12 protein-coding genes are annotated in these 9,626 nt (G+C 34.1%); 1 reads left to right on the top strand and 11 read right to left on the bottom strand.

Annotated features, from left to right (window positions below):
* Positions 1 to 141 precede the first annotated feature (141 nt).
* From G525_RS0117340 to G525_RS0117295, 10 genes are all read right to left on the bottom strand, one after another.
* Entirely contained in the window at positions 142 to 702 is a 561-nt protein-coding gene (locus G525_RS0117340) for a hypothetical protein (RefSeq protein ID WP_027127272.1), read from the bottom strand.
* A gap of 288 nt (positions 703 to 990) precedes the next feature.
* A complete protein-coding gene (locus G525_RS0117335; protein ID WP_027127271.1) occupies positions 991 to 1,587 on the bottom strand; it encodes a hypothetical protein in 597 nt (198 codons plus the stop codon).
* Entirely contained in the window at positions 1,580 to 2,086 is a 507-nt protein-coding gene (locus G525_RS0117330) for an RNA polymerase sigma factor (RefSeq protein ID WP_035480061.1), read from the bottom strand. The genes G525_RS0117335 and G525_RS0117330 overlap by 8 nt, the downstream gene beginning before the upstream one ends.
* Positions 2,076 to 2,843, bottom strand: coding sequence for an alpha/beta fold hydrolase (locus G525_RS21355; RefSeq protein ID WP_051210005.1), 768 nt, complete (start codon positions 2,841 to 2,843; stop codon positions 2,076 to 2,078). The genes G525_RS0117330 and G525_RS21355 overlap by 11 nt, the downstream gene beginning before the upstream one ends.
* A 351-nt stretch (positions 2,844 to 3,194) precedes the next feature.
* Positions 3,195 to 3,668: a hypothetical protein gene (locus tag G525_RS0117320; RefSeq protein ID WP_027127269.1), complete on the bottom strand. Its 474-nt coding sequence runs from the start codon at positions 3,666 to 3,668 to the stop codon at positions 3,195 to 3,197.
* On the bottom strand, positions 3,668 to 4,114 hold the full coding sequence (locus G525_RS0117315; RefSeq protein WP_027127268.1) for a GIY-YIG nuclease family protein: 447 nt from the start codon (positions 4,112 to 4,114) through the stop codon (positions 3,668 to 3,670). Before G525_RS0117315 ends, G525_RS0117320 begins: the two co-directional genes overlap by 1 nt.
* Before the next feature lie 245 nt (positions 4,115 to 4,359).
* A complete protein-coding gene (locus G525_RS0117310; RefSeq protein ID WP_051210004.1) occupies positions 4,360 to 4,857 on the bottom strand; it encodes a cupin domain-containing protein in 498 nt (165 codons plus the stop codon).
* Positions 4,858 to 4,862: 5 nt separating this feature from the next.
* Positions 4,863 to 6,203 carry an antibiotic biosynthesis monooxygenase gene (locus G525_RS0117305; RefSeq protein ID WP_157491971.1) on the bottom strand — a complete coding sequence of 447 codons (1,341 nt, stop codon included), beginning with the start codon at positions 6,201 to 6,203 and terminating at the stop codon, positions 4,863 to 4,865.
* A gap of 31 nt (positions 6,204 to 6,234) precedes the next feature.
* A complete protein-coding gene (locus G525_RS0117300) occupies positions 6,235 to 7,368 on the bottom strand; it encodes an aldo/keto reductase (RefSeq protein WP_027127265.1) in 1,134 nt (377 codons plus the stop codon).
* Between the two features lie 18 nt (positions 7,369 to 7,386).
* Positions 7,387 to 8,139 (bottom strand): SDR family NAD(P)-dependent oxidoreductase, encoded by a 753-nt coding sequence (locus G525_RS0117295; RefSeq protein ID WP_245577821.1) that lies wholly within the window; start codon positions 8,137 to 8,139, stop codon positions 7,387 to 7,389.
* A 180-nt stretch (positions 8,140 to 8,319) separates the two neighbouring features.
* Here G525_RS0117295 and G525_RS0117290 point away from each other — a divergent pair, with 180 nt between their 5' ends.
* Entirely contained in the window at positions 8,320 to 9,216 is an 897-nt protein-coding gene (locus tag G525_RS0117290) for a helix-turn-helix domain-containing protein (protein WP_027127263.1), read from the top strand.
* Positions 9,217 to 9,325: 109 nt separating this feature from the next.
* Here G525_RS0117290 and G525_RS0117285 read toward each other — a convergent pair.
* On the bottom strand, positions 9,326 to 9,626 hold a 301-nt coding region (locus G525_RS0117285; RefSeq protein WP_027127262.1), incomplete at its 5' end, for an integrase core domain-containing protein.

The following is a 9,626-nucleotide window of genomic DNA, read 5'->3' as shown; positions in this document are numbered from 1 at the left end:
CAACGTGTTTGTGTATGATTAGTGGCGTGTTTAAGCAATTAATTTAGCAAATAAAAACCGAATAGAAAATCCACGAGGATTTTCGTAAGTAGGCGAGAACCAGCCATTAATTATACACGTTGTTGCCTACCGTTTTTTTTATTATTCAGATTTATTATTGTCAATTATGGAATTATTTTTTAAATTTTTATCAGTCGTTTGGTTACTGCTTTGGTCACGTTGGTTTTTAATTTCCTGTTTAGGTGGAATTATTGGGTCGATTTTAGTTCTTTCTTTGTCTTGAAATGCCATTGTCACTAAAGCTCCAATTATTGCTCCAGCAAATCCAGTCAGAATACTTTTTTTAAAGTCCAATGATTGAATAATATATTTTTTATGAAACCAATTTATATAAAATTCTTGAAACCAATTCAGTTTTACGCAATAAGGGTCGCAACCATAAACAACATTGTGTAATTCTTGAGAAACGATTTTATGAGTTGCTTTTGTGTTCAGATTCTTTCGGTCAAGTTTATCCAATCTGTAGATATAAAAAGTTGAATTTATAAACTTTTCCGAATTATGTTGTTCCGAAACAGTAATTGATGTTCGCAAAGGATGAAGTCCAATATAATTGTGAATTTTATTCCGATAAATAGTGATGGAATATTTGTTAGAAACATCCTTCCAAGCAGGATAAGGAAATATTAATTTTAATTTCATACGTGATGTTTCTCAAATGGTTGGCAACGTCTCCGTATATGAAAAGTAGCGGATTAAAAAACTCTTACTTTTCGGAAAGCAATATACTTATTTAAAAGTAAAAGCGGTTCAGGTAAGCACCTAAACCGCTATTTTTTATATACATTGTTGTGTGTAGTGCTTACCGCAATGTTGATTACTATTATTTAATCTATTGATACATCTGTACTCTATCAGCATAAATTTCTTTGTCTTTGATAATTTCACACGCTTTAAATCCCATTTTTCTCATTTATTATTAACACCTTATTATTCAGTAAGTTGTTGTTTTAATTTGAGGATTTTATTAATTTTTTTCATTTCTTTTTTAACGCTTTTTCTAATTACATAAAAAATGATTATTCCAGCAACAAAGTAAGCTATACAAAAAAGTGTTAAAGGTAAATGGTCAATATACTTGCTGAATTCGGGCACAATTATAAAAAAGCCAATTGTATAAGTGATTAAGATAATAGGCGAAATAATATTGTGGGCTACTTTTCTAAACTGGTGGAATTTTCGCAAATTTTCGAGATTGTTTAGCGTATTGTCGAGTTTTTTAATTTGTTTGGCTTTTGTTATGCTAATTGTTTCTATGACAATTCTGAACACTAAACCCATAATCATTAACAAAGCTCCAATTTTGCTAATTATTTCTTTTACTGGTGCTACATAAATAAAAAATAGGATTATTCCGATTAGCGTTATTGATAGAATAAAAATAGTGCCGTAATAAAAGAAAAAATTCTCTCGCTCTTTGCTCTTAATTTTCTGCTCAATTGCTTTAATTGCATACGTTGATGATGTATCAGTTGTATTTTTAAGGTCATCCCAATTGCCTTTTAATGTTGAAAAATCTTTATTCATTTTCGTAGTTGTTTAAGATTGTTTTTAATTGTTTTTTTATGCGGTGTATTTTAACCCTAACATTTGTTGGTTTTATACCAATAACACTTGAAATATTATCATAATCTTCATTTTCTAAAACCATCATAATTATCAATCTGTCGATTTTATTTAATTGTCCTATGGCTTTGTAAAGGTCAGGACTACTTTGAGTGGTTGCTGTCTCAATTTCTTCTGTTATTCCTTGATTATGGTCTTTGGTTAGTGAGCTAATATTTCTTTTCTTTTCCTTTTTGACAAATTGTAAACAGGTGTTTACAGTTATCCTGTAAATCCAAGTTTTATAGGAAGAAGAACCTCTAAATTTTTCTAAATTGTTTAGCACGCTTATAAATATTTCTTGTGCTAAATCTTTTGCAGTATCTAAATCTCCTTTTACAAAACCCAAACATAATTGCAACACCATTGGATGATGTTGCTGATATATGTTTTCAAATTGATATTTTTTATTAATTGCCATTGATTATGAAATTGTTTAGGGTTTTATAAAACCATTCAGGCTCGTCCATCATTACAAAATGCTTACTATTGGATGCCATAATTAATTTCTTTTCTAAAAGGTTTGCATATTGTTTTTCATAATTTTCTTTTGCTATTGCTACATCTGGAAATGATGCTCCTATGATTAACGTTTCACAGGTTATATTTTTTAATGTAGGTCTTAAATCAAGTTTTAGCAAATCTGTATAGCCATAAGCCCAAGTTTTTCGGTCTGCCTCAATCATCCAATTTTTTAAAGTCTCTTGGTTTGTTGAATCGGTTGCCATCATTGAAGCCATCATTGAAGCCATATTTGCAAAATCTGCATCTGGCATAGCAATAGTTTGTTGGTTATATAATGTATCGTAGTCAAGCATTTCAATAGGAACGTCGGGCACCATTACATCTTTCATAAAAGGTAGCGCATCCACGATTACAAGTTTTGAAACTCTGTTGGGCAATTCGGAAGCAATATCAACCGCAAGATTGCCTCCCATACTGTGTCCTACCACAATAATGTCAGTTAAGTTGTTTTGAGTAATATAATCGACGAATCCATTTTTTATGGTTTCATACCAAGGCATTTCGATAGGTTCGTTACCGTTAAAACCTGCATAAGAAAAAAGATACGATTTTCTGTCAATCGACAAGTTCGCGACTGTCTCTTTCCAAACCGAGCCTGAAGCTGTAAAACCTGGAAGGAATAAAATAGGCTTGCCTTGCCCAATGGTTTCCACTTTAAAAGGTTCTGGTTGATAATTTGTTTTATTGGATGCGATACACGAAGTCCAAATAAAAGCAGTAATTACTAATACAAAAAATTTAATTGAAGTTTTTATAATCTTGATGTTTTAATTATTTACACCTTTGATTAAAAAAACATAAAATGTTACACGAAAAAGAAAATTATTTTTTGGACGAGAGTGTTTTTTGCATTACACACAACGTGTTTGTGTATGATTAGTGGCGTGTTTCAAGCACCTAATTTAGTAAATAAAAACGGAATAGAAAATCCGCGAGGATTTTCGTAAGTAGGCGAGAACCAGCCATTAATTATACACGGTGTTGGCAATCTGGCTTTATTCAGTTTAAATGTTAAATGGATTATTATTCAATGTATGAATTATTAATTTTTCAGTTTTTTCCGAATACCAGTTTAAAGCAATTGCAAAATTTCCGCCTCTACGAGTTATTTTAGCAAAAGGGATTTCAACTAAATTTTTGTCACTTGGATTTATTCCCATAATATCAAAAAACTGTTTTCTTGGATAAAAGTCATCATCTCTGACTGAAGAAATTAGAATATCATAATTTCCGTTTTCATCAAAAAACTTTTTGAAATTCTTAATAATATCAGTTGTGTCAGTTGCGGAAGTTATTATGACATTTACTTTTTGTCCGTTTTTGTCAATACCTTTCAAAACAACTGTAAAATCATCAAACGCTGGTGGAATTGAACCTGCGATTGCTACAAAACCTTTACCAACTAAATTATTCGCAATTTTGTAAATAGTTTCACTTTTTCCAACACTTTGAGCTCCTCCAATTAATAAGCTATTCATTATTTTCTTTTTTTTATTGAATTTATTAAACTTTCTTGAAATTTTGTAATTAGATAAGTTTCTATTTCTAATCTTCCCAAATTTACAGGCAAGAATGAAACAAATAGATTTTCTGCAAAATACTCATCTAATATAATTTCTATTTCGTCCGTAAATTTTTTTCTTGATTTAATTCCTTTGTATCTTAAATGACCAAATTGTTTTCTAAAAGAATGATTTACAGTTCTGTTTATCTCACTCATTCTAGCTTTTAAGTTTCCACTTTCTCCAATGTATAAAAGTTCATTTTCCTTTTCAAAAACCGCATAAATTCCAGCTTCATTTGGTACGTTTTTCTTTCTCCAATCTTTACATTTTTTAAATTTAATTCGTTTTGAATCAAACAGTTGTTTTTCTGCTTTTGCAAAAATTTCATTTAATTCAACTTCGTTAAATTTATAGTTCATCGGTTTTTTCAGCTTGTTGCCAACGGTCTCGTATAAACGCAGTAGCGGATTTTGAAGCCGAACTTTTCGGTTTATAATTGATGTTAAATTTACAAAATTACTTTCGATTTAGCACTTATCCCGCTATTGCGTTTATACATTGTTGTATGCTGGCTTTATTTCCGTTCTGCCTGTCAGGGTGGGGCACAGCTCTTTGCAACCGCAGGCACGAGGATTGCAATGTGCTGTGCGAGCGTGGGCTAATTCTATTCTTTTTTATATTCTTTATCCGTTACAGCTTCGTCCCAATCCACAACTCCTTTTTCGGTGTTCGGCACGAAATAAATTTGTTGTAAACCCACATCTTTACTTGCTCCGTGCCAGTGGCGAACGTTTGGCGGACATTGGACTACATCGCCTTTTTTAATGATTTCGATAGGCTGCCCTTCAATTTGATGGTAGCCAACTCCATCAGTAATTATCAAGATTTGACCAGATGGATGTCTATGCCAATTGCTTCTTGCTCCTGGTTCAAAGTAAACGTTACCAGCTACCGTTGTAAAAACAGAATCAAGTTGAAAGCCAAAATTATGTGCATTTCCAGTAAACAATTCGGCTGAACCTTTTTCGCCTTTAGGAAAAATAGTTTCTAATTTCTCTTTACTTTCTGTTTTCATTTCTTTAGTTTTTGATTCGTTACAAGCGCATATTACAAGACTTACTCCCAATATTACAGCAGTAACTTTATTATTCATTTTGTTCATAATTTCTATTTTAAGTATTCATTGAAAAAACCATTCAATTTATCAAATGGAATTATATCTGTTCTATCATACAAATCTACGTGTCCTGCATTTGGAACAATATAGAGTTCTTTGGGTTCGGAAGCCATTTTATAGGCATCTTCACTAAAATATCGAGAATGGGCGTGTTCGCCAATGATGAATAGAATAGGTCTTGGCGAAATGGTTTTGATGTTATCCATTAACGGAAAATTCATAAATGAAAAATCGCTTGTCATTGAAAACTCGGTAGTGGCATTTGGATGAAAACCACGTGGCACACGGTAATACTCGAAAAATTCCCTACTTATGGGGTCGGTATGCTCATCTATTTTTCTTGGCAGTTCGTTCATAATAACTTTGCCACCTTCAAACTCTTTCCATCGCTGTTCGCCAATCTGGTCAAGATATTTGTTGCGTGCTTCTGTTGTAAGTGAACCTTTAAACCCTTCACTTTTTACACGGCTCATATCATACATACTTACTGTTGCAACGGCTTTGATACGTCTATCTACTTGTGCAGCACTTATGGAAAACCCACCACTACCGCAGATTCCGATTACACCTATCTTGTTTCTGTCAACAAACGGACGTGTTCCGATATAATCTACCGTTGCACTAAAATCTTCTACAAATATTTCGGGCGAAGAAATTCGTCTTGGGTTTCCGCCACTTTCTCCGTTATAACTTTCATCAAAAGCAATGGCAACAAAACCACGTTCTGCCATTGATTGAGCGTAAATACCAGCTCCCTGTTCCTTAACTCCGCCATAAGGTGTACCAACAATTATTGCAGGATGCTTTTTGTTGATGTCCATTTCTTTAGGTAGGTACAAATCGGCAGCAATGTTTATTCCGTATCTATTGCGGTACGATACTTTTTCTCGGGTAACTTTATCACTTAATTCAAAGGTTAAAATGTCCTCGCTTTTATTTTCTGTTTTCATTTCCTTTTTAAAAATTTTGTTCATTGTTTCTAAATCAATTGCACTCATATCTACCAATTTCAACGATTTTACCATTTTTAAGGTTGTTGTTTTGTAATGTTGAAAATGAGGCGATGCAATGTGCGATTTATAAGCATCTTCATCGGCATAGATTTCCAGAATTCTTATTTGTGTAGCATCTTCTTTTTGAAACATTGGGAAAATAGAAACTACTCCAGCTTCTAATCGAACCGATGCTTCTGCTTCTGTTTTCAAAATGCTTTTGTATTCTGACAGATATTCGGGATAGATTTCTATTTCCGAAATTCGAACAATTTGCTTTTGTTGAGCAATCGTCATTTGAATTGAAAAACACATTAGTATTACTGTTAAAAATTTCATTGTTCTTTATTTAATAATTAGAATAAACCTACTAATTCTCAACCTGTTTTTGCTGTTCGGCAGGATAACGGTCGCCCACAATTTGAATCTTGGAAACTTCGTTTTCCAATGCTTTCCATTCTTGGTTTGGAATATCCAAATGGGCAGTTACCATATTTTCGTGCAAATGGACAAATTTTGTTGTTCCAGGAATAGGTACAATCCACTCATTTTTATTGAGCAACCAACCCAATGCCACTTGTGCAGGCGTTAAACCTCTTTCGTGTCCGAAGTCGATTAAAAGCTGAACCAGTTTATAGTTATCTTTCATTGCTTCAGGTTGAAAACGAGGCCAATCCTGACGCATATCGTTTTGCGGATAAAATTGCCATTGGTCATTTAACATTCCTGTTAAATATCCACGTCCAACAGGACTGTAAGGCACAAAACCAATACCTAATTCCTCACAAATAGGCAAGATTTCTTTTTCAGGTTCACGCCACATTAATGAATATTCACTTTGAATGGCTGTAAGTGGTTGTACTGCGTGAGCTTTCCGAATGGTATCGGCACTTACTTCACACATCCCGAAGTGTTTCACTTTTCCCTCCTGAATTAAATCTTTTACCGTTCCTGCCACATCTTCAATAGGCACTTTTGGGTCGAAGCGGTGTTGGTAAAACAAATCAATGACATCAATATTTAGGCGTTTCATCGATTCTTCGGCAACTTTTCTTATTTGCTCGGGACGACTGTTTTGTCCAACGCTTTTTCCGTTTTGAATTTCAAAACCAAATTTTGTCGTAATCGAAATTTTATTTTTGAACTTCCCGATTGCTTCGCCTACAATTTCCTCGTTAATATAAGGACCGTACACTTCCGCAGTATCAAAAAGCGTTACACCCATTTCCACAGCTTCTTGCATTAGTTCTAGCATTTTTTGACGATTAGGAACACGACCGCGATGGTAATTTGTGCCCATACAGCCCAAACCAAGTGCCGAAACCTGAAATGCTGCTTTGCCTTTACCAAGTGTTCTCATTGGGACTTTCTTGGTTCGTTTTTTGGTTAAGTTATCTGCCGAATTTGCAAATGAAACGGCAGGTGAGACAAGTGCAAACGCCCCAAACAAAGCACCTGATTTTAAGAAATCTCTGCGGTTTGAATTGTTTTCTGAATTTTCCATTTTACTAACTTTTTAAGATTATTGAATACTGTAACCTCCATCAGCTACCAGAGTGTGACCCACAACGAAACTAGCAGAATCACTACACAACCAAACCACTACGTTAGCCATCTCCTCTGGTTGTCCATATCGCTTTACAGGTACGGTTTTCAACATTGCTTCCAATGCTTCTTTTTGCCCTCCTTCAATCATTTTTTCAGCCATTGGTGTGTATATCATTCCAGGGCAGATGGTGTTTATTCTAATTCCCATTGGTGCATATTCCAAAGCTGCACTTTTGGTTAGGCCTATTATTCCGTGTTTAGCTGCGTGATAGGTTCCTCGCATTGCTCCGCCCAGAATTCCTCCAATAGATGAGCAGTTTACAATAGCACCAAATCCTTGTTTTCGCATTTGTTGCAATTCGTATTTCATACAGCTCCAAACTCCTTTAAGATTTACACTTATAACTCGGTCAAAGTCTTCCTTGGTTTGGTCGGCTGCTTCTGCCAATATGTTTTGTATGCCTGCATTGTTAAAGGCATAATCCAATCTGCTAAATTCTTTAACTATCTTTTCAACCATTGCTTTTACTTCTTCTTCCTTGGAAACATCGCATTTAATGGCTAATGCTTCAAATCCTTTATCTGTCAGTTGTTGAGCCGCTTTGTTCACTAATTCTTCGTTGTAATCTGCCAATACTACTTTTGCTCCATATTCTGCAAAAAGTTGAGCTGTTGCATAACCGATTCCTTGTGCTGCACCCGTTACAAGGGCGACTTTGTTTTGCATATTTTCCATAATGTAACTTTTAAAATTTTATCTAAATTATTTCTACTGCAAATTTCTTACATACTCATTTATAATAGATTATACAAAACTCGGATTGTCTTACCACTTTTACGGATTTGGGAAGAATGGAGAAAGATTAGCTGATTTTTTTTCTAAATTTGAACCATCAATATTTTGAAAATGGATAAAATACACAACATAAACACGGTAAGCGAACACGATGCTTTTTACCATAAAGAAAACCTGCATCCGCTTGTAAGTATAATGGATTTTGATGGCAGAGTACCTGAAATTTATGCCAAGAAATTGAATTTTGGGTTTTACGCGGTTTATTTAAAGGACGTGATATGTGGTGATATAACCTACGGCAAAAACACATACGATTATCAAGACAAAACTTTAGTTTTTGTAGCTCCTGGACAAGTAATCAACGTGAAGATTGATGACAATTACAAGCCGCAAGGGTGGGCGTTATTGTTTCATCCCGATTTGATTCGTGGCACACAGTTAGGTAAAGAAATTTCTAACTATTATTTTTTCAATTACAATGCCAATGAAGCTTTGCACATTTCCGCCAAAGAGCGGAAAATTGTGTTGGACTGTTTTGAAAAAATCAAATTTGAATTGGAACAAGGAACAGACCAACACAGCAAAAAATTAATTGTAGATAATATCGAACTGTTTTTGAATTATTGTACTCGGTTTTACGACCGACAATTCATTACCAGAAATGATGCAAATAGCGATGTTTTGCAAACTTTTGAAGCTATTTTAAACGATTATTTTTCATCGAAACAACCGAAAATTTTAGGATTACCATCGGTAACCTATTGTGCCGAAAAGGTTCATTTGTCCACTAACTATTTTGGCGATTTAATCAAAAAGGAAACGGGAAAAACTGCTTTGGAATACATTCAGCTAAAAGTGATGAACAAAGCCAAACAGGAAATTTTGGAAAACAAGCAGTCCATAAGCGAAATTGCCTATGGACTGGGTTTTAAATATCCACAACATTTTACACGATTGTTCAAGCAAAAAGTTGGTGTTTCGCCTATTGAGTTTCGGAATTTGAATTGATGTTATTATTCAGAGGTGGGAAAAAGCAATGTGTGCGATAGCACTCTTTGCTTGTGCGGCTGGGTTCAGCTGTCTCGTCCTAAAATATGGCTACAGGTTAAAATTGAATTTACGCTGATAATTTATATACCATATTAGGTGTTTTATAGTCTAAAGATAAGTGTAATCTTATTTCGTTGTATAAATTAATTGCATTTTTTGCAGCTCGCTTTGCGTGCGCTACGTTATCAAAGGTTTGGTCTAGATAAAATTCATCTTTTAAGATACCGTTTACACGTTCTGCCATTGCATTTTCGTAACAATGATTTTCTTCTGTCATACTAATATCTATCTTTTTTCTTTTGAGTATTTGTGTGTATTGATTGCTACAATATTGTATTCCTCTGTCTGAATGGTGTATAAGCTGTTTA

Source organism: Gelidibacter mesophilus DSM 14095, from assembly GCF_000423005.1.
Taxonomy (GTDB): domain Bacteria; phylum Bacteroidota; class Bacteroidia; order Flavobacteriales; family Flavobacteriaceae; genus Gelidibacter; species Gelidibacter mesophilus.
This window is presented reverse-complemented; position numbering and strand designations above follow the sequence as displayed.

What these genes read in the sequence shown, in the direction of transcription:
- G525_RS0117340 (WP_027127272.1), bottom strand. Translation starts at nt 702, where the DNA reads ATGAAATTAAAATTAATATTTCCTTATCCTGCTTGGAAGGATGTTTCT.
- G525_RS0117335 (WP_027127271.1), bottom strand. Translation starts at nt 1,587, where the DNA reads ATGAATAAAGATTTTTCAACATTAAAAGGCAATTGGGATGACCTTAAA.
- G525_RS0117330 (WP_035480061.1), bottom strand. Translation starts at nt 2,086, where the DNA reads ATGGCAATTAATAAAAAATATCAATTTGAAAACATATATCAGCAACAT.
- G525_RS0117320 (WP_027127269.1), bottom strand. Translation starts at nt 3,668, where the DNA reads ATGAATAGCTTATTAATTGGAGGAGCTCAAAGTGTTGGAAAAAGTGAA.
- G525_RS0117315 (WP_027127268.1), bottom strand. Translation starts at nt 4,114, where the DNA reads ATGAACTATAAATTTAACGAAGTTGAATTAAATGAAATTTTTGCAAAA.
- G525_RS0117310 (WP_051210004.1), bottom strand. Translation starts at nt 4,857, where the DNA reads ATGAACAAAATGAATAATAAAGTTACTGCTGTAATATTGGGAGTAAGT.
- G525_RS0117305 (WP_157491971.1), bottom strand. Translation starts at nt 6,203, where the DNA reads ATGAAATTTTTAACAGTAATACTAATGTGTTTTTCAATTCAAATGACG.
- G525_RS0117300 (WP_027127265.1), bottom strand. Translation starts at nt 7,368, where the DNA reads ATGGAAAATTCAGAAAACAATTCAAACCGCAGAGATTTCTTAAAATCA.
- G525_RS0117295 (WP_245577821.1), bottom strand. Translation starts at nt 8,139, where the DNA reads ATGCAAAACAAAGTCGCCCTTGTAACGGGTGCAGCACAAGGAATCGGT.
- G525_RS0117290 (WP_027127263.1), top strand. Translation starts at nt 8,320, where the DNA reads ATGGATAAAATACACAACATAAACACGGTAAGCGAACACGATGCTTTT.